This is a genomic window from Micromonospora sp. NPDC047670, from assembly GCF_043204915.1.
In the GTDB taxonomy this organism is placed as follows: Bacteria; Actinomycetota; Actinomycetes; order Mycobacteriales; family Micromonosporaceae; genus Micromonospora.
Genome location: NZ_JBIDDA010000002.1, coordinates 241,082 through 262,394, shown reverse-complemented (window position 1 = coordinate 262,394; position 21,313 = coordinate 241,082). Strand labels below are relative to the sequence as shown.

Annotated in this window: 22 protein-coding genes; 11 read left to right on the top strand and 11 right to left on the bottom strand. The window is 73.3% G+C overall.

The genetic code is table 11. The features are described from left to right. Window positions 1–211: 211 nt before the first annotated feature. Together ACGF7U_RS05820 and ACGF7U_RS05815 are read right to left on the bottom strand one after the other, a co-directional pair. Window positions 212–424 (bottom strand): hypothetical protein, encoded by a 213-nt coding sequence (locus ACGF7U_RS05820; RefSeq protein ID WP_393103365.1) that lies wholly within the window; start codon window positions 422–424, stop codon window positions 212–214. A 176-nt stretch (window positions 425–600) separates the two neighbouring features. Next, window positions 601–2,175 (bottom strand): NYN domain-containing protein, encoded by a 1,575-nt coding sequence (locus ACGF7U_RS05815; RefSeq protein ID WP_393103363.1) that lies wholly within the window; start codon window positions 2,173–2,175, stop codon window positions 601–603. Between the two features lie 127 nt (window positions 2,176–2,302). Here ACGF7U_RS05815 and ACGF7U_RS05810 point away from each other — a divergent pair, with 127 nt between their 5' ends. The 5 genes from ACGF7U_RS05810 to ACGF7U_RS05790 all read left to right on the top strand — a co-directional run bounded on the left by ACGF7U_RS05810 (window position 2,303) and on the right by ACGF7U_RS05790 (window position 7,838). Continuing rightward, window positions 2,303–4,057, top strand: a complete 1,755-nt coding sequence (locus tag ACGF7U_RS05810; RefSeq protein ID WP_393103361.1) for a DEDD exonuclease domain-containing protein — start codon at window positions 2,303–2,305, stop codon at window positions 4,055–4,057. A gap of 130 nt (window positions 4,058–4,187) precedes the next feature. Next, window positions 4,188–5,978 carry a RelA/SpoT family protein gene (locus ACGF7U_RS05805; protein WP_393103359.1) on the top strand — a complete coding sequence of 597 codons (1,791 nt, stop codon included), beginning with the start codon at window positions 4,188–4,190 and terminating at the stop codon, window positions 5,976–5,978. Window positions 5,979–6,030: 52 nt separating this feature from the next. Beyond that, window positions 6,031–6,573: an NUDIX domain-containing protein gene (locus ACGF7U_RS05800; protein WP_393103357.1), complete on the top strand. Its 543-nt coding sequence runs from the start codon at window positions 6,031–6,033 to the stop codon at window positions 6,571–6,573. A 62-nt stretch (window positions 6,574–6,635) separates the two neighbouring features. Beyond that, window positions 6,636–7,514 carry an NDP-sugar synthase gene (locus ACGF7U_RS05795; protein ID WP_393104125.1) on the top strand — a complete coding sequence of 293 codons (879 nt, stop codon included), beginning with the start codon at window positions 6,636–6,638 and terminating at the stop codon, window positions 7,512–7,514. Between the two features lie 36 nt (window positions 7,515–7,550). Further along, window positions 7,551–7,838 carry an Lrp/AsnC family transcriptional regulator gene (locus ACGF7U_RS05790; RefSeq protein WP_091104676.1) on the top strand — a complete coding sequence of 96 codons (288 nt, stop codon included), beginning with the start codon at window positions 7,551–7,553 and terminating at the stop codon, window positions 7,836–7,838. 78 nt (window positions 7,839–7,916) lie between these two features. Here the strand turns inward: ACGF7U_RS05790 and ACGF7U_RS05785 are convergent, their stop codons facing one another. From ACGF7U_RS05785 to ACGF7U_RS05765, 5 genes are all read right to left on the bottom strand, one after another. Next, a complete protein-coding gene (locus tag ACGF7U_RS05785) occupies window positions 7,917–8,594 on the bottom strand; it encodes a DUF4142 domain-containing protein (RefSeq protein WP_393103355.1) in 678 nt (225 codons plus the stop codon). A 115-nt stretch (window positions 8,595–8,709) separates the two neighbouring features. After that, on the bottom strand, window positions 8,710–10,338 hold the full coding sequence (locus ACGF7U_RS05780; protein WP_393103353.1) for a cytochrome bc complex cytochrome b subunit: 1,629 nt from the start codon (window positions 10,336–10,338) through the stop codon (window positions 8,710–8,712). Further along, on the bottom strand, window positions 10,335–11,423 hold the full coding sequence (locus ACGF7U_RS05775) for a ubiquinol-cytochrome c reductase iron-sulfur subunit (RefSeq protein ID WP_393103351.1): 1,089 nt from the start codon (window positions 11,421–11,423) through the stop codon (window positions 10,335–10,337). Before ACGF7U_RS05775 ends, ACGF7U_RS05780 begins: the two co-directional genes overlap by 4 nt. A 67-nt stretch (window positions 11,424–11,490) precedes the next feature. After that, window positions 11,491–12,324 (bottom strand): cytochrome c, encoded by an 834-nt coding sequence (locus tag ACGF7U_RS05770; RefSeq protein ID WP_393103349.1) that lies wholly within the window; start codon window positions 12,322–12,324, stop codon window positions 11,491–11,493. 72 nt (window positions 12,325–12,396) lie between these two features. Beyond that, complete coding sequence (locus tag ACGF7U_RS05765; RefSeq protein ID WP_091104664.1) at window positions 12,397–12,996, bottom strand: heme-copper oxidase subunit III; 600 nt, start codon at window positions 12,994–12,996, stop codon at window positions 12,397–12,399. A 108-nt stretch (window positions 12,997–13,104) separates the two neighbouring features. Here ACGF7U_RS05765 and ACGF7U_RS05760 point away from each other — a divergent pair, with 108 nt between their 5' ends. The 4 genes from ACGF7U_RS05760 to ACGF7U_RS05745 all read left to right on the top strand — a co-directional run bounded on the left by ACGF7U_RS05760 (window position 13,105) and on the right by ACGF7U_RS05745 (window position 16,074). Next, the gene (locus ACGF7U_RS05760; protein ID WP_393103347.1) at window positions 13,105–14,049 is read left to right on the top strand and encodes a cytochrome c oxidase assembly protein; all 945 of its coding nucleotides are present in this window, start codon (window positions 13,105–13,107) and stop codon (window positions 14,047–14,049) included. Window positions 14,050–14,158: 109 nt separating this feature from the next. Further along, window positions 14,159–14,554 (top strand): hypothetical protein, encoded by a 396-nt coding sequence (locus ACGF7U_RS05755; RefSeq protein ID WP_393103345.1) that lies wholly within the window; start codon window positions 14,159–14,161, stop codon window positions 14,552–14,554. A gap of 83 nt (window positions 14,555–14,637) precedes the next feature. Then, on the top strand, window positions 14,638–15,684 hold the full coding sequence (trpD, locus tag ACGF7U_RS05750; protein ID WP_393103343.1) for an anthranilate phosphoribosyltransferase: 1,047 nt from the start codon (window positions 14,638–14,640) through the stop codon (window positions 15,682–15,684). 183 nt (window positions 15,685–15,867) lie between these two features. Further along, window positions 15,868–16,074, top strand: a complete 207-nt coding sequence (locus ACGF7U_RS05745) for a hypothetical protein (RefSeq protein ID WP_393103341.1) — start codon at window positions 15,868–15,870, stop codon at window positions 16,072–16,074. Window positions 16,075–16,336: 262 nt separating this feature from the next. On the opposite strand, the gene ACGF7U_RS05740 is transcribed toward ACGF7U_RS05745, so the two are convergent. Beyond that, window positions 16,337–16,765, bottom strand: coding sequence for a cytochrome c oxidase subunit 4 (locus tag ACGF7U_RS05740; RefSeq protein WP_393103339.1), 429 nt, complete (start codon window positions 16,763–16,765; stop codon window positions 16,337–16,339). Window positions 16,766–16,775: 10 nt separating this feature from the next. After that, complete coding sequence (coxB, locus tag ACGF7U_RS05735) at window positions 16,776–17,750, bottom strand: cytochrome c oxidase subunit II (RefSeq protein ID WP_393103337.1); 975 nt, start codon at window positions 17,748–17,750, stop codon at window positions 16,776–16,778. A gap of 196 nt (window positions 17,751–17,946) precedes the next feature. On the opposite strand from coxB, the gene ACGF7U_RS05730 reads away from it, so the two are divergent. After that, window positions 17,947–19,098 carry a cysteine desulfurase family protein gene (locus ACGF7U_RS05730; RefSeq protein WP_393103335.1) on the top strand — a complete coding sequence of 384 codons (1,152 nt, stop codon included), beginning with the start codon at window positions 17,947–17,949 and terminating at the stop codon, window positions 19,096–19,098. Next, window positions 19,095–19,328, top strand: a complete 234-nt coding sequence (locus ACGF7U_RS05725; RefSeq protein WP_250794567.1) for a sulfurtransferase TusA family protein — start codon at window positions 19,095–19,097, stop codon at window positions 19,326–19,328. The genes ACGF7U_RS05730 and ACGF7U_RS05725 overlap by 4 nt, the downstream gene beginning before the upstream one ends. Window positions 19,329–19,560: 232 nt before the next feature. On the opposite strand, the gene ACGF7U_RS05720 is transcribed toward ACGF7U_RS05725, so the two are convergent. After that, window positions 19,561–20,538: a carbohydrate kinase family protein gene (locus ACGF7U_RS05720; RefSeq protein WP_393103333.1), complete on the bottom strand. Its 978-nt coding sequence runs from the start codon at window positions 20,536–20,538 to the stop codon at window positions 19,561–19,563. A gap of 168 nt (window positions 20,539–20,706) precedes the next feature. Continuing rightward, entirely contained in the window at window positions 20,707–21,075 is a 369-nt protein-coding gene (gene erpA / locus ACGF7U_RS05715) for an iron-sulfur cluster insertion protein ErpA (protein WP_393103331.1), read from the bottom strand. Between the last annotated feature and the right edge of the window lie 238 nt (window positions 21,076–21,313).

The window sequence follows — 21,313 nt, the reverse complement described above, 5'->3', positions numbered from 1 at the left end:
CGCCCTCCCGGCGCCGCGCCGCGGCCGGCTGGCCGCACCGCAGGCGACCGTCGGGCACCCGCGACGCCGCCGATCGCGGCGGGTCTGCCGTCACCGCGCCGTACCCGCGTCATGCCGCCGCTCCCTCCCGCCGTGAGCGCTCATCCTATTGCCCGCCTCGACGGCACCGTCCCCGGCCGAGGGCCGGGGCCGTCGGTGGTCGGTCGAGTTGTCAGGCCACCCGGCGGCCGGGTCGGGTGCGGCCGGCGGGACGTCGGGGCTCGGGCAGCACCTCCACCTCGAACCCGGCCCGCGCGAACACCTCGATCGCCCGGATCTCGGCGCCGCCCAACCCGTCCGCCGGGGACGCGTCGAACAGGGCGGTCACCAGGCAGTCGGCGCAGCCGTCGCCCCGCACCCCGCACCCGTCGCAGTCGATGAGCATCTCGCCTCCTGATGCGCAGCGGCGGCGGGCGGGACACCGGCGTCACCGCCCGACCACCGTCGGTCATCCCGACGCTACGGGAGGCGTACGACAGAAACGGACAACCGGTCGCGGAGGCCCCGAATGCGATCAAGCAGCCCGGCCGGGCCGTTCCGGCGGCGTACCGGGACCCTCCGTCAGGAGCGGGCCAGGCGGCGCAACAGCGAGTCCGCGCCGAGCGGGTACGCCCCGTGCCGGCGTACCCCGTCGGCGACCTCGCGGTCGGACGAGACCACGACCACCGGCCGCCCGGGCGGCTCGGCGCGGACCAGCCGCCGGATCAGCTCGTCGGCGGTCTCGCCCTTCCGGGAGAACAGCACCCGGACCCCGCGCGGCGACGGCGGCAGCCCGTGCATCCGTTCCGCGCCGTCGAAGACCACGGTCACCTCGTCGCCGGTCTGCGCGGCGATCCCGCCGAGGCCGGTGATCAGCCGCTTGCGCTGCTGCTCCAGGGACATCTCGCCGAAGCCGCGCTTGGTGACGTTGTAGCCGTCGACGACGAGGTGGGCGCGGGGCAGCGCCAGCAGCTGGTCGAGGCGGGCCGGGTCGTCGGTGTCCCGGGCGCGGGCCGCGGCGGCCTGCGGGGCGGCGGGCTGCTCGGCGAAGGCGTCGGCGACGAAGTCGGCGGGCAGCTTGTCGACCGGGTCGAGCGCCAGCTCGCGACGCAGCCCGACGGCCGCCTGCCCGATGGTCTCCAGCAGGAGCCACAGCCGTGCGTCGTCGACGGAGCGGGCCTCCTTCGCGGTGGCCCGGGCGACCCCGGCCGCCGCCTCGGCCTCGGCGAGCCGGGCCCGGACCCGGCGCAGCTCCGCGTCGGCGTCGGCCGCCGCCCGGGAGGCCCGGCCCCGCTCGGTGGCCAGCAGCTCGCCGGCCTTGCGCTCGCGGGCCTGCGTCTCGCGCAGCGACCGGGCCAGCTGGCGGTTCTCCTCGCGGAGCTGGCCGAGCTCCTCGCGGACCCGGGCCAGCTCGTCGCGGAGCTTCTCCGCCTCCACCCGGGCCACCGCCCGGTCGTGCTCGGCGCGGGTGGCCCGCTGCTCGGCCTCGCGGACCAGCTCGGCGACGACCGCGCTGTCGGCCTCCGCGCGGACCGCCGCGCCGCTGGCCTCGATCAGCTCCCGCCACCCCCGGGGCCGGGCCAGGTAGGCCAGCGCGGCCACCTCGACCGGGTCGGCGGCGGCGGGCGCGGTGCCCTCGAGCACGGCGGCGCCGAGGTCGCCGGTGTCGGCGAGCACCCGGGCGGTGATCCGCTGCCGGAACAGCGGGTCACCGGTGAGCTGGGCGGCGATGGCCGGAGCGCCGAGCCGGGCCCGGCGGTTGGGGGCGAACTTGGCCACCCGGCGCAGCGGCACCGGCACCTCGTCGGCCGGCAGCCCGGGCAGCACGGCGGCGGTGAGCGCCACGATCCGCTGGCGCACCGGCTCGGGCAGGACGGGCTCCGGCTCGGGCACGGCTCCCTCGGCGCCGGATTCTCCGGTCGCGGACCCCGCGCCCGTGGACCCGTCGGCGTCGGGCCCGCCGCCGGCGGTCCCCTCGGCTGCGTACCCCTCGGTCCCGGACGCCTCGCGCTCCCGGCCCGCGACCGGGCCCGCGTCACCCGCGCCGACGGCCGCGGCCAGCTCAGCTGCGTCGGGGGCGCTCCCACCGGCGCCGCGAGCGGCGTCGACCGACTCCTCCTGCGGGAGTCGGTCGTCGTGCGGCTCGGTGAGGGGCATGTGGCAAGTCTCCCACCGCGACCGGGCCCACCGCCCGGTGAGTGAGCCGATCTCTCATCCTAGACCGGTGGCGTCGTCTGGTGCCGGTGGGACGGGAGTGTCGGACCGGGACGCTAGCGTGCCGCCGATGGCACAGACGGAGTACGTCCAGGAGCCGCTGGCCGGCTTCGACCCCGGCGCGGGCGGGATCGACCCGGCGCTGCCGCTGTACGCGACCACGTTCGTCGTGGTCGATCTGGAGACCACGGGAGGCGCGCCGGACGGCGGCGGGATCACCGAGATCGGCGCGGTGAAGGTGCGCGGCGGCGAGGAGCTGGGCGTGCTCGCCACCCTGGTCAACCCGGGCGTGCCCATCCCCCCGTTCATCACGGTGCTCACCGGCATCACCCAGGCCATGCTCGTTCCGGCCCCGCCGATCGAGCAGGTGCTGCCGAGCTTCCTGGAGTTCATCTCCGACGCCGTGCTGGTCGCCCACAACGCGCCCTACGACGTGGGCTTCCTCAAGGCCGCCTGCGCCGCCCACGGCTACCGCTGGCCCAACCCACGGGTGCTCGACACCGCCGCCCTGGCCCGCCGGGTCCTGACCCGCGACGAGGTGCCCAACCGCAAGCTCGGCACCCTCGCCGCCTACTTCCGCACCGCCACCCAGCCGAACCACCGGGCGCTCGACGACGCCAAGGCCACCGTCGACGTGCTGCACGGGCTGATCGCCCGGCTCGGCGGGCACCGGGTCGACACGATCGGCGACGCCATCGAGTTCGCCCGCGCGGTCACCCCGACCCAGCGGCGCAAGCGGCACCTGGCCGAGGGGCTGCCCAAGGCGCCGGGGGTCTACATCTTCCGGGCCGCCGACGACCGGCCGCTCTACGTCGGCACCTCCGGCGACATCGCCACCCGCGTGCGCAGCTACTTCACCGCCGCCGAGAAGCGCGCCCGGATCTCCGAGATGCTCGCCGCGGCCGAGCGGGTGGAGGCGGTCGAGTGCGCGCACTCGCTGGAGGCGGAGGTCCGCGAGCTGCGGCTGATCGGGGCGCACGCGCCGCCGTACAACCGGCGGTCGAAGTTCCCGGAGCGGGCGGTCTGGCTGAAGCTGACCGACGGGCCCTATCCCCGGCTCTCGGTGGTCCGGGGCATCTCCCCCGGCGACGCCGGCTATCTCGGCCCGTTCAGCTCCCGCCGCGCGGCGGAGCTGGCCGCCGCCGGTTTCCACGACGCCGTGCCGCTGCGCCAGTGCACCCACCGGCTCTCGCTGCGCACGGTCACCCCGGCCTGCGCGCTGGCCGAGCTGGGTCGCTGCCCGGCGCCCTGCGAGCACCGGATCACCCCGGAGGAGTACGACGCCCGCGCGGTCGCGCCGTTCCGCACCGCGACCGCCAGCGACCCGCAGCCGGTGGTCGACGCGCTGCTGGCCCGCATCGAGGTGCTCTCCCGCGACCAGCGCTACGAGGAGGCCGCGGTGGTGCGCTCCCGGCTGGCCGCGGTGCTGCGGGCGACGGTACGGATGCAGCGGCTGGCCGCGCTGACCGGGATCGCCGAGCTGGCCGCCGCCCGCCCGGCCGCACGGGGCGGCTGGGAGCTGGCGCTGGTGCGGCACGGCCGGCTGGCCGGGGCGGGGGTGTCGCCGCCCGGGGTCCACCCGCGACCGACGATCGCCGCGATCCGGGCGACCGCCGAGACCGTTCCGCCCGGCCACGGCCCGATCCCGCGCGCCTCGGCCGAGGAGACCGAACGCATCCTGTCCTGGTTGGAACGACCGGAGACCCGGCTGGTCGAGATGTCCTCCGGATGGGCGTCGCCGGTGGCCGGCGCGGCGCGCTTCCGCGACCTGCTGAGCAAGGCCGAGAGCGCCGCGTCCCACCAACTCTCGACCGAACGCTCATGACCAAGTGACCGATCGGACTACGTCGACTCGCTTAGGCTGTTAGAGAAGTGCAGTCCTGCCCGTTTCGTGGGCCTGCTCCCGGTTGCCGGGGTGTCGGCAGCCGTGGGGCCGGGGTGAGGAGGTGTCCCACGTGGACGTCGACGCCGGACGCGGCGCCGCCCTGGGGGGCGCCCTGCCGACCCAACCCGGTGAGCTGCCGCTGGCCCGCCGGCTCCGGTCGCTGCTGAGCTGGCCCACGGCCGACACCGACCCGGTCAGCCACCTCGTCCGGACCCATCGGACGATCCACCCGGGGACCGAGCCCTCGGTGCTGCGCCGGGCCTACACGATCGCGGAGAACATGCACCGCGGGCAGTTCCGCAAGAGCGGCGAGCCCTACATCACGCATCCGTTGGCGGTGGCCCAGATCTGCGCCGAGATCGGCATGGACGCCACCACCCTGGTCGCGGCGCTGCTGCACGACACCGTGGAGGACACCCGCTACACCCTCCAGGCGCTCGCCGAGGACTTCGGGCGGGAGGTGGCGCACCTGGTCGACGGGGTGACCAAGTTCGACAAGGCGTTCTACGGCAAGGCCGCCGAGGCCGAGACGATCCGCAAGATGATCATCGCCGCCGGCAAGGACGTCCGCGTCCTGATCATCAAGCTGGCCGACCGGCTGCACAACATGCGCACCCTCGGCGTCCGGTCCGCCGCCTCCCGCGAGCGGATCGCTCGCAAGACCCAGGAGGTGCTGATCCCGCTCTGCGACCGACTGGGCATCCAGACGCTCAAGCGGGAGCTGGACGACGTGGTGCTGCTGCACCTGGAGCCGGAGGAGCACGCCCGCATCGCCCGGCACGTGCACGACCGGCCCGGCTGGGACGCGTACCTCGACGAGGTGGTCGCCCGGGCGAAGTCGGCGCTGCGCCGCAACCGGGTCGACGCCGAGGTGACCCCGCGGCCCCGGCACCTCTACTCGATCTGGAAGGACACCGTGGCCGGCGGCCACACCGCCCCCTACGACCTGCCCCGCATCGCGATCGTGGTGGACGGCCCGGCCACCGACTGCTACGCGGCACTGGGCGCGATCCACGGCCTGTGGCGGCCGGTCCCCGGCCGGTTCAAGGACTTCATCGCCTCCCCGAAGAACAACCTCTACCGCTCCCTGCACACCAGCGTCTGCGGCCCGAAGGACCGCACCGTGGAGGTGTTGATCCGCACCGAGGAGATGCACCGCTCGGCCGAGTACGGCGTCGCCGCCGACTTCCGCTTCCCGCGCCCCGGTGGCGGCACGACGGCGTGCGCGGAGCAGCTCGACTGGCTGCGCCGGGTGCTCGACTGGGAGCAGGACGCCGCCGATCCGGCCCAGTTCCTCGAGTCGCTGCGCTGCGACCTCGCCGAGGCGCAGATCCAGGTCTTCGCCGACGGGCGCCAGATCGTGCTGCCGGCCGGGGCGACCCCGGTCGACCTCGCGTACGAGCTGGACACCGAGCGTGGCGACCACTGCCTGGCCGCGCGGATCAACGGCCGGCTGGCCCCGCTCTCCTCCGCGCTGGAGGAGGGCGACGTGGTGGAGATCTTCACCGAGACCGACGCGGCGAACGGCTTCGACGCCGACGTGGCCCCCCGGGGCCCACGCCGGGAGTGGCTCGACTTCGTCAAGTCGCCGCACGCGCAGATGCAGATCAGCCGGTGGTTCGCCGAGCACACCGAGCCGGGCATCTCCATCATCGACAAGGTCCGCCTCGGCCGGGCCACAATCGGGCTGGCCCTGCGCAAGCACGACCGCGGGCTGGCCAGCGACCTGCCCCTGCTGCGGCTGTCCGAGGAGCTGGGCTACCCCGACCTGGAGACGCTGCTGGTGGCGGTCTTCGACCGGGTGATCGAGCCGGACACCGTCGTACGCCAGCTCATCGACCTGGTGGACCACCGGCAGTGACTCCTCGGGCCCGGGTCGTCCGAACGTTCCTCGCGGCCACTAGCCTGGGGTCATGATCCCCCGCTCGCGCGCCACCGGCCGGGCCGTCGCCTACCAGGTCTTCTACCGGCTGCCGCTGCCCGTACGCCGCCGCCTGGTCCGGCTGGCCGTGCCGAAGTACATCGTCGGCGCGGTCACCCTGGTCCGGGACAGCGAGGCCGAGGGGGCCGGCCGGCTGCTGCTGCTGCGGCAGCCGCCCGGCAAGGGCTGGGGGCTGCCCGCCGGCCTGTTGCAGAAGGGCGAGGCGCCGGTGGTGGGGGCCGCCCGGGAGCTGTACGAGGAGTCCGGCGTCCGGCTCTCCCCCCGTCAGCTCAGCCCCGCCGTCCCGAACGCGGTGGTGCACGCCAAGGGCTGGGTGGACGTCGTGTTCACCGCCGAGGTCCCGGCCTCGACCACCGAGCTGAAGGTCGACGGCGCCGAGGTCTACGAGGCCGCCTGGCACCCGCTGGACGACCTGCCGAAGCTGACCTGGCCCACGGCCCGGCTGCTCGCGTACTACGACATCGGGCCACTGGCCGGCCAGTTCCCGCCCCCGGTGCCCGACGTGCGCCCGTGAACAGCGACCGGGCCGGCCACCACGCGCCCGTGCACACCGACCGGGTCGACGACGGCGCGCCCGTGCACACCGACCGGGTCGGCGTCTGCGCGGTGGTGCTCGCCGCGGGCGAGGGCACCCGGCTCCGGCCGCTGACCGAGCGGCTGCCGAAGGCGCTCTGCCCGGTGGGCAACGTGCCGCTGCTGGACCGGGCGCTGGACCGGCTGGCCGGGCTCGGCCTGGTCGGGCCGGCCCGGGTCGCGGTCAACGCCTGCTACCTCGGCGCGCAGGTCGTCGCCCACGTCGGGGAGCGCGCCCACCTGTCGGTCGAGCCGGGCTCGCCGCTGGGCACGGCCGGCGGGGTGGCGAACCTGCGGGACTGGATCGCCGGGCGGGGGGTGCTGGTCGGCAACGCCGACGCCTACCTCGCCGACTCCGCGCGTCCCCCCGGCCCGGACATCGCCGCGCTGCTGCGCGACTGGGACGGCGAATCCGTACGCCTGCTCGGCCAGCCGGCCGCCGACCCGGCGGCGCCCGGCACCTTCGACGGCCACGCGTTCACCGGCTTCTCGCTGCTGCCGTGGCGGCTGGTGCGGGACCTGCCGGCCGGCTTCGGCGACCTGGTCCGGGCGATCTGGCGCCCGGCGGAGGCGGCCGGCGCGTTGACCGTCGTGCCCTACCCCGGCACGTTCTACGACACCGGCACGCCCGCCGACTACCTGGCGGCCAACCTGCACGCGGCCGGCGGCGGCAACCTGGTGGCGCCCACGGCCACGGTGACCGGCCGCTGCCGGGAGGCCGTGATCGGCGCGGGCGCGGTCGTCCACGGCGACGTGGAGCGCGCCGTCGTCTGGCCGGGCGCCACCGTCCGCCCCGGCGAACGCCTGCGCGGCGCGATCCGCGCGGACGCCGACCTCACCGTCCCCGCCACACCTGCGTCCGGGGGACCGGGGAGCACATAGCATGGGCGACGACGCCGACGAACGGAGAAATGTCCCGTGATCACCGCGATCGTGCTGATCGACTGCGCCACCGACTCCATTCCCGAGGTGGCCGAGGCCCTGGCCGCCCTGCCCGGCGTCAGCGAGGTCTACTCGGTGGCCGGCCACGTCGACCTGATCGCCATGGTCCGGGTTCGGGAGTTCGACCAGATCGCCCAGGTGATCGCCGGCAGCATCTCCAAGGTGCCGGGGGTGCTGAACACCGAGTCGCACATCGCCTTCCGGGCGTACTCCCAGCACGACCTGGAGGAGGCGTTCGCGATCGGGCTCGCGAACGCCGACTGACCACGGACGCCGGCCCGGCGCGGACGACGCGACGGCCGGCCCACCCGGAGGTGGACCGACCGTCGTGGCACGGCGACGTCAGCTCTGCGTCGGAGCCGGCGTCTCGGTGACGGTGCCGCCCGGAGCCGGCGACTCGGTGGTGCCGCCCGGAGCCGGGGTCCCGGTGGTGCCGCCCGGAGCCGGCGTGGTGCCGCCCGGGCCCGGCGTGCCGGTGCCGCTGGTCTGCGGAACCGGGATGCCCAGCTGCTCGGCGAGCTGGACCAGCGCGTCGTAGTGCGCCTGCAGCGTCGGCAGGGCGGTCTGGGCCAGCTGGACCACCGACTGCTCGGAGCCCTGCGAGATCTCCGTCTGGGTGGCCTGGATGGCCTGGACGTGACCGGTCAGCTCGCTGGTCACCCAGAGCCGGTCGAACTCCTCGCCGCTGGCGTTGTTCAGCTGGTCGATCACGGACTGCTGGTCCGCGGTCGGCTCGTTCGGCAACTGGACCCCGAGCTGGGACGCGGTCTGCTGCACCGTCTGGTCCAGCTGCGTGTGGTCCGTCTTGAGCCGGGCACCCAGGTCCTTGACCCCCTGGTTCTGGCCCTTCTGCTGGGCCAGGTCACCCGCGGTGATCTCGAACAGGTTGACCTGGTGGATGGCCTGCAGGTACTGGGTGTCCTGCTGTGACGGCTGCACCGCGGCCTGCGCCGCCGCAGCCGGCGCGATTCCCACCAGCACCAGCGCGGCCAGCAGGCCGAGGCGTTTGATACCCAACATGCTTCCCCCCCTTGAGACGTTGGACCGCACGGATACCCGGCTGACCGGGGTTATTCCTGCGATCCCCCGCCCGGAGGGCGAGGGACGACACGGCTCACGTCGGGGTGTCGCGAGGTCAGCGACGGCTCTCGCCGCTGCCGATCTGCTCCCGTTCCGGTCGCGGCTCGACCGGCGGGTGGCCCGGCGAGACCGGCGCCTCGGCCGGCCTCTCGATCGGGTAGAAGAAGCCCCGGATGGCCGGGCCGAGGGCGCCGAGCCGGTTCATCTTCTTCGGCACGACCCAGCCGGCGTACTCCAGCCCACCGTGACCGTCGTGCGCGTCCACCGCCGCGAGCGGCTGGTGCACCTCCTCGAACCGGCCGTCGGGCAGCCGCCGGATGATGCCGGTCTCCACACCGTGGGCGAGCACCTCCCGGTCGTGCTGCTGGAGGCCGAGGCAGATCCGGTAGGTGACGTAGTACGCCAGCGGCGGGACCACCAGCAGGCCGATCCGGCCCGCCCAGGTCATCGCGTTCAGGCTGATCTGGAACTTGTCGGCGATGACGTCGTTGGCGCCGGAGAGGGTCAGCACGATGAAGAACGCGACCGCCATGGCGCCCACCGCGGTGCGGGCCGGCACGTCCCGGGGACGCTGGAGCAGGTTGTGGCTGCGGTAGTCCTTGAGGCGGCGGGCCTCCAGGAACGGGTAGAGCGTGGAGAGCCCCACCAGGATGCCCGGCAGCACGACCGTCGGCCAGAACAGCGGCGGGATCACGTACCCGTCGCCGATCGGAATGTTGATCTCCCATGCGGGCATCAGACGGGTCGAGCCGTCGAGGAACATGACGTACCAGTCGGGCTGGCTGGCGGCCGAGACCACCCACGCCTCGTACGGGCCGAACAGCCAGATCGGGTTGATCTGGAACAGGCCGCCCATGAGCGCGATCACGCCGAAGACGACCATGAAGAAGCCGCCCTGCTTGATCGCGTAGCGGGGGAACATCCGCTCGCCGACCACGTTGCCGTTGGTCCGGCCGGGGCCGGGCCACTGGGTGTGCTTCTGCTTGAAGACCAGCCCGAGGTGGACGCTGATCAGCGCGACCAGCAGACCCGGGATGAGCAGCACGTGGGCGATGTAGAACCGGCTGATGATGATGGTGCCCGGGAACTCCCCGTCGAAGATCGACGAGGTGACCCAGGAGCCGATCACCGGGATGGAGAGCATGATCGCCGAGGCGATCCGCAGGCCGGTGCCGGAGAGGCCGTCGTCCGGCAGCGAGTAGCCGGTGAAGCCGGCCAGGAAGCCGACCCAGAACAGCAGCGAACCGATGATCCAGTTCGTCTCACGCGGCTTGCGGAACGCGCCGGTGAAGAACACCCGGAGCATGTGCACCACGATCGCGGCCATGAACAGCAGCGCCGACCAGTGGTGCATCTGCCGCATGATCAGGCCACCGCGGACGTCGAACGAGATGTCCAGGCTGGAGGCGTACGCGGCCGACATCGGCGTGCCCCGCAGCGGGGCGTAGCTGCCGTTGTAGACCACCTCGGTCATCCCCGGCTCGAAGAAGAAGGTCAGGAAGACCCCCGTCAGCAGCAGGACGATGAACGAGAAGAGCGCGATCTCGCCGAGCAGGAAGGACCAGTGGTCCGGGAAGACCTTGTTCAGCAGCCGGCGCAGCGGGGTGGCCACCTGGAAGCGGTCGTCCACTCCCCGGGCGGCGTTGCCCGGCACAGCTGCCATGTCAAACTTGCGCCGTTTCACGGCCGCTCCCAGAAGTCGGGCCCGACGGTCTCGGTGTAGTCGGACTTGGCCACGAAGTAGCCCTCGGAGTCCACCTCGATCGGCAACTGCGGGAGCCGCCGGCTGGCCGGACCGAAGATGGGCCGGGCATTGTCGGTGATCAGGAACTGCGACTGGTGGCACGGGCAGAGCAGGCGGTTCGTCTGCTGCTCGTACAGGCTCGCCGGGCAGCCGGCGTGCGTGCAGATCTTCGAGTAGGCGGCGTAGTTGCCCCACATGTAGTCGCCGTGCCCGACCCGCTCGTTGGCCCGGCGGGACTCCTCCGCGTCCGAGTCACGCAGGTGGATCAGCAGCGTCGGCGAGTCGGCGTGCCGGTTGCTCACGCCGTGGTCGATGCCGGGGAAGACCGTGATCTGGCCACCCGAGCTGATGTCCGCCGGGCGCACCGGACGGCCGTCCTCGCGGACCAGCCGGATCTTCTTGCCGCCCTCCGCCGGGGCGAACCCGGTGGTGAACATCTGGTTGTCCTTGTGCGGGTGCGAGATCAGCCCGCCGACCAGCGGCGCCGCGGCGACCGCGCCGACCGGCGCGAGACCGGCCAGCAGCGAGATGCCGAGCAGCGGCCGGCGCTTCACGCCCAGCTCGTCGGCCATGTAGAGCATGGTCTGGCCGGTGATGATCCGGTCGTCCTCGCTGACGGCGCCCTCGTGCCGGTCCTGGATCGAGACCTCCTTGGGCAGCAGCTTCTTGCCCCAGGTCAGGATGCCGAAGCCGATGCCTAGCAGGGCCACGCCGAGGGTGACGCCGAGCAGGGGGGTGTACCACTTGTCGCCGCCGCGGCCGGGAGCGTACTCCCACGGCCACCAGATGTAGACCACCAGGAAGGCGGTCGCCGCCAGCCCGGTGAGCAGGAAGAACGACGCCACGGTGCGGGTCAGCCGGCGCTCGGCCTTGCTGCCCGGGGCGACCTGCGGCTCGTAGTGGACGATCTCGATGTCGTCCCGGCGCGCGCCCTCGCGGACGATGTCGAACTGGCTGAGCCCGGGGGTCCTCACGTCGAGCGGCTCCCGGCCCTGCTGGGCCTGGTGCTCGGTGTGCGTGGTCATGCCGTCACCTCGCTACGGGCGGTGCCGGACCCCGGCACCACAGCACTGAATCGGATGATCCGTCCGGTCACGACTTGCCCGCGATCCACAGGCTCGCGAAGACGAGCGCGACGATGCCGACCAGGAAGATCGCCAGGCCCTCGGTGGACGGCCCGTACCGACCGAGGTTGAAGCCACCCGGATCCTGGTCGTGCTTCAGCGTCTCCTGGATGTAGGCGATGATGTCCGCCTTCTGCTGCGGGGAGATCTGGTTGTCGCCGAAGACCGGCATGTTCTGCGGGCCGCTCAGCATCGCGGCGTAGATCTGCCGGTCGCTGGCCGGGCGCAGGCTCGGCGCGTACTTGCCGGAGGAGAGGGCGCCGCCGCCACCGCCGAAGGCGTGACACTGCGAGCAGTTGATCCGGAACAGCTCGCCGCCGGCGGCGATGTTTCCGTTCTCGTGCAGGTTGGTGCCGTCCGGCACGATCGGGCCGCCGCCGAGCTCCTGGACGTACTGCGCGAGCTGGCGGACCTCCTCGTCGGTGAAGAGCTCCGGCTTACGCTGCGCCTGGGCCTCCTGCCGGGCCATGGGCATCCGGCCGGTGCCGACCTGGAACTCCACCGAGGCCGCGCCGACGCCGATCAGGCTCGGCCCGCGCCCCTCGACACCCTGGGCGTTGCGACCGTGACAGGTCACACAGCTCACGTCGAACAGCGCCTTGCCCTCCGCGGCGGCGCCGGTGAGCGGGGTGTCCTGCGCCTGCACGCCGGGGGCGAAGACGGTGTAGGCGCCGCCGGCCAGCATCAGCGCGGCGAACAGCCGGACCGCGGCACCCAGCCGGCGGCGGCCCCTGCTGCGCGCCGCGGGCCGCTCGCGCAGCCGCGCGAGCAGACCGCGTCGGCGGTCGTTGTCAGAAGTCATGACCTGTGTCCTTAACCGGTTGGACCTTGTCTCAGGGGACGGAGCAGCGGCGCGGTTCGTGACGCGCCAAGATCACTGAAGCCAGTAGATCATGGCGTAGAGCCCGATCCACACGACGTCGACGAAGTGCCAGTAGTAGGACACGACGATCGCCGACGTGGCCTGCGCCGGCGTGAACCGGCCCATGGTCGTGCGGATCATGAAGATGATGAAGGCGATCAGACCGCCGGTCACGTGCAGACCGTGGAACCCGGTGGTCAGGTAGAACATCGACCCGTAACCGTCCGAGTTGATCTTGATGCCCTCGTGCACCAGCTCGCGGTACTCGTTGACCTGACCGAGCACGAAGATCAGGCCCATCACGAAGGTGATCGTGAACCAGCGCCGCAGGGCGTGGACGTCACCCTTCTCGGCGGCGAACACACCGAGCTGGCAGGTCACCGAGGACAACACCAGGATCACCGTGAAGGTGGTCGCGTAGGGGATGTTGAGGTGCTCGGTGTGCTCCGCCCACTGCTCCGGCGCCGCCGCGCGGATGGAGAAGTACATCGCGAACAGCGCCGCGAAGAACATGAGTTCGCTGGAGAGCCACACGATCGTCCCGACGCTGACCATGTTGGGTCGGGTCAGGGAGTGGATCCGGCTCTTGTCAATGGCTGGGGCCGCAGTCACGCGGTCATTATTGCCCTTGACCGGGGCCGCCGATCAGCGGGGGGCCAAACCCGTGGCCTCGGCAGCCCGATCGGGGTCGTCCGGTTCGCCTGACCTAGGCTGAAAAGCGTGCTGCACGTCGATCCGATCTCCACCGCAACCTCGGCCGCCGGGCCGACGGTGGCCGCGGCCACCCCACCGCCGTTCACCGTCACCTCCGTGTTCACCGAGACCCGGCTGGACAGCTGGCTGGCCGTCGGCCTGGTGCTGGCCGCCGGAATCTACCTCTACGGGGTGCACCGGCTGCGCATCCGGGGCGACCGGTGGCCGGTGGCCCGGACGGTCTTCTTCCTCGGCCCCGGCCTCGGCGGGATCGCGGCGGTCACCGTCAGCGGCCTGCACGCGTACGACACGGCGCTGCTGTCGGTGCACATGGTCCAGCACATGGTGCTCTCCATGATCTCGCCGATCTTCCTCGCGCTGGGCGCGCCGGTGACGCTGGCCCTGCGCACCCTGCCGCAGCGGCCGCGCAAGCGGCTCCTGGCGATCGTGCACAGCCGGATCGCGCGGATCTACAGCTTCCCGCTGGTGGCGTTCACCATCTTCGTGGTCAACCCGTTCGCGCTCTACTTCACCGACCTGTACCGCTACACCCTCGAACACGCGTGGGCGCACGAGGTCGTGCACGCGCACTTCATCATGACCGGCTGCGTGTTCTTCTGGCCGCTGCTCGGCCTCGACCCGCTGCCCGGACGCTGGCCGTACCCGGCCCGGGCACTGCTGATGCTGCTCTCCGTGCCGTTCCACACGGTGCTCGGGCTCACGATCATGCAGAGCAGCACGCTCTTCGGCGGCGACTGGTACCCGTCGCTCGGGCTGACCTGGTCGGACCCGTGGCAGGACCAGGTGGTCGCCGGCGGCATCCTCTGGGCCGGCGGCGAGTTCGTCAGCGTCACCATGCTGGCCGTGCTGGTCGTGCAGTGGATGCGCCACGCCGAGCGGGAGGCCCGCCGGCTCGACCGCGACCTGGACCGCCAGGAGGCCCGCCGGCGCGCCGCGGAGTCGGCCGCCTGAGCTGCGCCGACGGTATGCCCCGACGCCGCACCCGGGCGGACGTCGCGTACCTCACACCGACCGGTAGGATCACCGGGACTCGAACCGTTCGGCGAAGCGGAGTGCCGGCATGAGCGATCGTCTTTGCACCGTCCTGCTCTACAGCGACGACCCGCAGGTCCGTGACCGGATGCGGCTCGCCGTCGGCACGCGCCCCGCGCCCGGTCTGCGGATCGAGTTCGTCGACGCCTCCACCTACGCGGAGTGCGTCCGGCTCGTCGACGACTACGAGATCGACCTGCTGCTGCTCGACGGCGAGGCGACCCCGGGCGGCGGCATCGGCATCGCCCGGCAGATCAAGGACGACCGGGACGACGCTCCCCCGACCTGCGTGGTGATCGCCCGCGCCGCCGACCGATGGCTCGCGGCCTACGCCGAGGTCGACGCCACCCTGGTGCACCCGCTCGACCCGGTGACCACCGGCACCACGGTGGCCGGGCTGCTGCGGACGCACGCCCCCGCCTGACGTCCCCGCTCCGGCCCGGCACGGCGCCGGACCGTCCGGCGCCGGCTCCGTCCCACCCGCTTCGCACGCTCGGGAGGCCCGCCATGGGCGATCGGACCTGGCCGCACCTGCTCGCCGCGCTCCTGCGCGGCGAGGAGCTCTCCACCGCCGACACCGCCTGGGCGATGGGCGAGATCATGTCCGGCGCCGCCACCCCGGCGCAGATCGCGGGCTTCGCCGTCGCGCTGCGCGCCAAGGGCGAGACCTCGGCCGAGCTGGCCGGCCTGGTGGAGGCGATGCTCGGCCGGGCGGTCCCGGTCGAGCTGCCCGACGCGCTGCGCGACACCGCCCTCGACGTGGTCGGCACCGGCGGTGATCTCGCGCACACGGTCAACATCTCCACCATGGCCTCGCTGGTGGTGGCCGGCGCCGGCGTCCGCGTGGTCAAGCACGGCAACCGGGCGGCGTCCTCCTCCTGCGGCACGGCGGACGTGCTGGAGTTCCTCGGGGTGCCGCTCGACCTCGGGCCGGAGGGGGTGGCCCGGTGCGTCGCCGAGGCCGGCATCGGCTTCTGCTTCGCGGCCCGCTACCACCCCGGCATGCGCCACGCCGGCCCGGTACGCCGGGAGATGGGCGTGCCCACCTTCTTCAACTTCCTCGGCCCGCTGACCAACCCGGCCCGGCCACGGGCCGCCGCGGTCGGCTGCTTCGACCTGCGGATGGCCCCGGTGATGGCCGGTGTCTTCGCCGCGCGGGGCGACTCGGCGCTGGTGATGCGCGGCGAGGACGGTCTGGACGAGTTCACCACTGCCGCGCCGACCCGCGTCTGGGCGGTCCAGGGCGGCGTCGTCAGGGAGGCGCTGCTCGACGCGGCCGACCTCGGGGCGCGACGGGTCACCCTGGCCGACCTGCGGGGCGGCGACGCCGCCTACAACGCCGACGTGGTCCGCCGGCTGCTGGCCGGCGAGACCGGCCCGGTGCGCGATGCCGTCCTCGTCAACGCGGCGGCGGCCCTGGCCACCCAGGGTCCGCTCGACGGCGACCTGACGGAGGCGCTGCGCGCCGGGATGGACCGGGCCGCCGAGTCCGTCGACTCCGGGGCCGCCGCCGCGGTCCTCGACCGCTGGATCGAGATCGCCCGCGCCCACTGACCTCGGGCCGCCGCCGTGACGGCGGGTGGCGCGCGGAAGGTTGTCAGACCCCCGTGGGAAACTACAACTGAGTAGTTTTCCACTTCCATCCTGCGCTGTTCACCACAGCACGTCCGTCGTGCGCCGTGCGGCGCGGCACTCCCGTCGCACGCCACGACGGGACCGGAGCGAGAGGAGACGCCCGTGTCGGAGCGCGAGCTCTACTGCGACACCTGCGAGGGCGTTCAGCCGTTCGAGGCGCCGCCCTGCGTCGACGGCCACGGCGCCGACTGCCCCGAGCTGGCCTGCACGGGCTGCGGCGAGGCCGTGCTCGTCGCCACGTTCACCTTCCGGGCCCCGCGCCTGGCGCAGCGGCGGCGGCACCCGTCGCCCCACCGCCGCGCCGCCTGACCCGGCCGGCGCCGCCGCACCGCCTGGGCCACCGCCCACCGTCACGGCGGTCCACGCCGCGCCGCCTGACCCAGCCAGCGCCGCTCCGCCGCCCACGTCACGGCGGTCCACGCCGCGCCGCCTGCCGGCGACGGGTCTCCGGCTTCGACGACGAGTCTCCGGCCAGGTGACCGTCGAGGTGCAGGGTGAACCACACGACGAAGGCCCGCCTCCCCGAGGGAAGCGGGCCTTCGTGACGTGACCGGGCCGTGGTCCCGCCGGCTCAGTGCTCGGCGGTGCGCCGGGTGCCGGAGTAGTACTCGAACAGCAGGCCGCAGGCCGCGAAGATGACCGCCACCGCGCCGACGCCCAGCAGCCAGAACTGCCAGAACACCAGGCCGAAGCCGGTGAGCGCGGCGGCCAGCGCCAGGCCGAACGGCCAGTAGCTGCCCGGGCTGAAGAAGCCGATCTCACCCGCGCCGTCGGCGATCTCACCGTCCGGCCGGTCCTCCGGCCGCAGGTCGATCCGGCGCGAGACGAACCAGAAGAAGCCACCACACATCGCGCAGAGCAGGAAGCTCAGCAGCAGGCCCACCGTGCCGACCCACTCGACCTGACCACCGGAGTCGGCGGCGGTCCAACCACCGTAGAGGAAGGTGGCGAAGAGCAGGAACCCGGCGATGACCAGGAAGATGCGCCACTCGGTCTTCATGCCCGCTCCCTCAGCTTCCCGCGCCGGCCGGGGCAGCGCTGTCCGGGTTGAAGTTGGCCGTGTTGCGCCGCGTCTCGAACGGCTTCGTGGTCTGCGCGTACGGCTCCTCGCCGATGGCGGTGAGCGCGTCCTGCGTGGACTTGCCGTCGCGCTTGGCCGCCAGGAACTGGTCGTACTTCTCCGGCGAGACGACCCGCAGCTCGAAGTTCATGAAGGCGTGGTAGCTGCCGCACAGCTCGGCGCAGCGGCCGACGTAGGCACCCTCGGTGTCGAGCTTGGAGACCTCGAACACGTTGCGGATCTTGCCCGGCATGACGTCCCGCTTGAACAGCAGCTCCGGCACCCAGAAGGAGTGGATGACGTCGCGGCTGGTCTCCTCGAACCGGATGGACCGGTCGGTCGGGAGGACCAGGATCGGGATGACCTCGCTGGTGCCGAGCACGGAGGCGACCGTGTTGGCGTCCTTGCCCTGGCCGTCGCGGTAGTTGAACTGCCAGTTCCACTTGAACGCGACCACCTCGACCGTGACGTCGGGGTTCTTGGTCGTCCGCACCACGTCGGTCTGCACGATCGCCGTGTAGTAGAAGAGCACGGAGACGATCAGGATCGGCGCGATGGTGTAGAGGAACTCCATCGGCATGTTGTAGCGGGTCTGCACCGGCAGCTCGTTGCCCCGCTTGCGGTAGCGCACGATGCACCAGAAGATCAGGCCCCACACGAAGACGCCGACCGCGAGCGCCGCGATGCACGAGGCGATCCACAGGTCGTACATCCGGTGCGACTCGGGCGAGATGCCGCCCTGCGGCCAGCCGAAGCCGCCGAACGCCGCGCCGACGTCGCAGCCCGTGAGCAGGACCAGCAGCGCCGCTCCGCCGAGACCGAGCCCGGCGAGCCGACCAGCACCACGTCCCCGGCGCCCACCGGCTCCTGGGGAAGCGCTGTGCCGTACGGCCGACGGCCGTACCTCCGAACTCCTTGCGACCACCTGGTCCTGCCTCCCTAGCGCGCCGCGGTGTCTGTTCTGTCTGCCGGCCTCCGCCGGGCGGAGCGACAGCACCGGCGGCAAAGGCGTCACCGACGGTCGCAGATTACTCGACCATGACGGGCTCGACCGTGTTGGGGTCACTCTCCGCCCCCATCGGGGGGATCTTGGGCGTACCGGCGCGATAGCGTTGGCTTCCGTGAGCGCTTCCCCGGTCTACCTGGACGCGGCCACGGCCGCGCCGCTGCATCCGGTCGCCCGGCAGGCGCTGCTGGCCGCCCTCGACGACGGCTGGGCCGACCCCGGCAGGCTCTACACCCAGGCCCGCCGCGCCCGCCAACTCCTCGACGCCGCCCGCGAGGCCACCGCGCAGACGCTCGGCGTCCGCGCCGAGGAGATCTCCTTCACCCCCAGCGGTACGACCGCCGCCCACGCCGCCGTGCTCGGCGGCCTGGCCGGCCGGCGACGGGTGGGCCCGGCCCTGGTGCACTCCGCGATCGAGCACTCGGCGGTGTTGCACGCCGCCGAGAAGCACGTCGCGACGGGCGGCACGGCCACCTCGGTGCCGGTGGACCGACTCGGCCGGCTCGACCTGGACGGCTGGTCGGCCGCAGTGCGGGCGCCGAAGGTGGCGCTGGCCGCGCTGATCGCCGCCAGCCACGAGGTCGGCACGCTCCAGCCCGTCGCCGAGGCCGCGCGGGAGTGCGCCGAGGCCGGGGTGCCGCTGTACGTGGACGCCGCCCAGGTGGTGGGCCGCGCGGCGGTGCCGGCGGGCTGGTCGGTGCTGACCGCCAGCGCGCACAAGTGGGGCGGCCCGCCCGGGGTGGGGCTGCTGGTGGTGCGCAAGGGCACGCGGTGGGAGTCGCCCTGGCCGGCCGACGACCGGGAGGCCGGGCGTACGCCGGGGACGCTCAACCTGCCGGCGGTGGTCGCGGCGGCGGCGAGCCTGCGCGCGGCGGCGGCCGACGCGGCGGCCGAGGCGGCCCGGCTGGCGCCGCTGGTGGACCGGATCCGCGCCCGGGTGGCCGCGGAGGTGCCCGACGTGGAGGTGGTGGGTGATCCCGACCACCGGCTCCCGCACCTCGTGACGTTCTCCTGCCTGTACGTCGACGGCGAGGCCCTGCTGCACGCGCTGGACCGGCGCGGGTTCGCCGTCTCCTCCGGCTCCTCGTGCACCTCCTCGACGCTGCACCCGTCGCACGTGCTGGAGGCGATGGGGGTGCTCTCGCACGGCAACGTGCGGGTCTCGCTGCACCGGGACACGACGGAGGCGGACGTCGAGCGGTTCCTCGCCGAGCTGCCCGGCATCGTGGCGGAGCTGCGGGCCGAGGCAGGAGTGGTGGGGCTGTGACCGCGCCGGCGGAGATCCTCGACTGCCGCGGTCAGCGCTGCCCGCTGCCCGTGATCGCCGTGGCCCGGCGGCTGCCCGAGCTGCCCGTCGGCACGGTGGTGCGGGTGCTGGCCGACGATCCGGCGGCGGCGGTGGACCTCCCCGCCTGGTGCCGGATGCGCGGCCAGGAGTTCCTCGGCACGGTCACCGGCCCCGACGGCCCCGCCTACGACGTCCGCCGTCGGCACTAGAACTAGAGGGTGCGGAAGGGCACCCGCCGGCACTGGAGGGTGCGGAAGGGCACCCGCCGGCGCATACCGCGCAGGAGGGCGGCCATCTGCGCGGCGTCGCCGAGCGGGCCGGGGCCGCGCCCGCTCGGCGGGGTCGACCGGCGGGACCGGGGCGGACAGGGCCGCGCGCGGCCGGGCCGCCAGGGTGCTCCTGCCCACCCCGGCAGCCCGGCGGACGCGACGAGCAGCGAGGTCAGGGCAGCAGGTGCGGCCGGACGTCCTCGGCGGCGACGTCGCCGTAGGACTCGGCCATCCGCTTGACGAACAGGTCGCGGCGGACCTCGTACTCCTGGGTGCCCACGGTCTCCAGGACCAGCGTGGCGAGCAGGGAGCCCACCTGGGCGGCCCGCTCCAGCCCGAGACCCCAGGAGAGCGCGGTGAAGAAGCCGGCGCGGAACCCGTCGCCGACCCCGGTCGGGTCGACCGCGCGGATCTCCCGCGCGATCGGCACGTGAATGGGGTCGAAGTCCCGCCCGGCGATCTCCACGCCGTGCTTGCCCAGCGTGGTGACCCGGACCTTCACCCGGTCGAGCAGCTGCGCGTCGCTCAGCCCGGCCTTGCTCTGCAGCAACGACTTCTCGTAGTCGTTGGTCATCAGGTACTCGGCGCCCTCGATCAGCGCGACGACGTCCTCGCCCTCCATCCGGGCGAGCTGCTGGGACGGGTCGGCGGCGAAGGGGTAGCCCCGGTCCCGGCACTCGGCGGAGTGCCGCAGCATCGCCGCCGGGTCGTTCGCGCCGACCAGGACCAGGTCCAGCCCGTCGAGCCGGCGGGCCACCGGCTCCAGCTCGATGTTGCGGGCCTCGCTCATCGCGCCGGCGTAGAACGAGGCGATCTGGCACATGTCGGTGTCCGTGGTGCAGACGAACCGGGCGGTGTGGGCCACCTCGCTGACGTGCACCGAGTCGCAGTCGACCCCGTGCCGCTCCAGCCAGGAGCGGTAGTCGGCGAAGTCCGCACCGACCGCGCCGACCAGCACCGGCCGCAGGCCGAGCTGCCCCATGCCGAAGGCGATGTTCGCCGCCACGCCGCCGCGCCGCAGCACCAGGTCGTCCACCAGGAAGGAGAGCGACACCTTGTGCAGCTGGTCGGCGAGGAGCTGGTCGGCGAAGCGGCCGGGGAAGCTCATCAGGTGGTCGGTGGCGATCGAGCCGGTCACGGCGATCTTCATGGCAACCTCGGGGTCGGGAGCAGGGCGCCGGTCAGCCTACCGGCCCGGCCCCCTCAGGATCACCCGTCGGTCCGGCCCCGGCCATCTTCCCGGCTGCGCAACCGCGCCCCGACGCGACAGCGGGGCCGCCCCGAAGGGACGGCCCCGCTGTCGCGAGCGCAGGTCGGCTCAGCTGAACGAGTCACCGCAGGCGCAGGAGTTGCCCGCGTTGGGGTTGTCGATGGTGAAGCCCTGTGCGTCGATGCGGTCGGCGAAGTCGATGGTGGCGCCGGCCAGGTAGGGGGCGCTCATCCGGTCGACGACGACCTCGACACCGTCGAAGTCGGTGACGACGTCACCGTCGAGCGAGCGCTCGTCGAAGAAGAGCTGGTACCGCAGGCCGGAGCAGCCACCCGGCTGCACGGCGACCCGGAGCCGCAGGTCGTCGCGGCCCTCCTGCTCGATCAGGGCCTTGACCTTCTGCGCCGCGACGTCGGTGAGGACGACGGACGTGGGGGCCTTGGCCTCGGTCGAGTCGGTCTGCGCTGGCGTGGTCACGTGAAATCTCCCTGCGCGGTTGGGTCCGGACGCACTGGCCAACATCTCCCGTCGCCCAGTCATTCCCGGTGTGGTCCAGAACCGATGGTACGCCGCTGCGACCGGCACCACCCGGCCGCCGTGACGTGCGCGGTCGGACCCGGCGCACCGACGGGCCCGGCCGAGCGCGGACGGGCGCCCCGGGCGGCGCGGCCACCCGCCGGTGAGCCCGCCCCGGATCACTCCCCCGGCGCCGCCC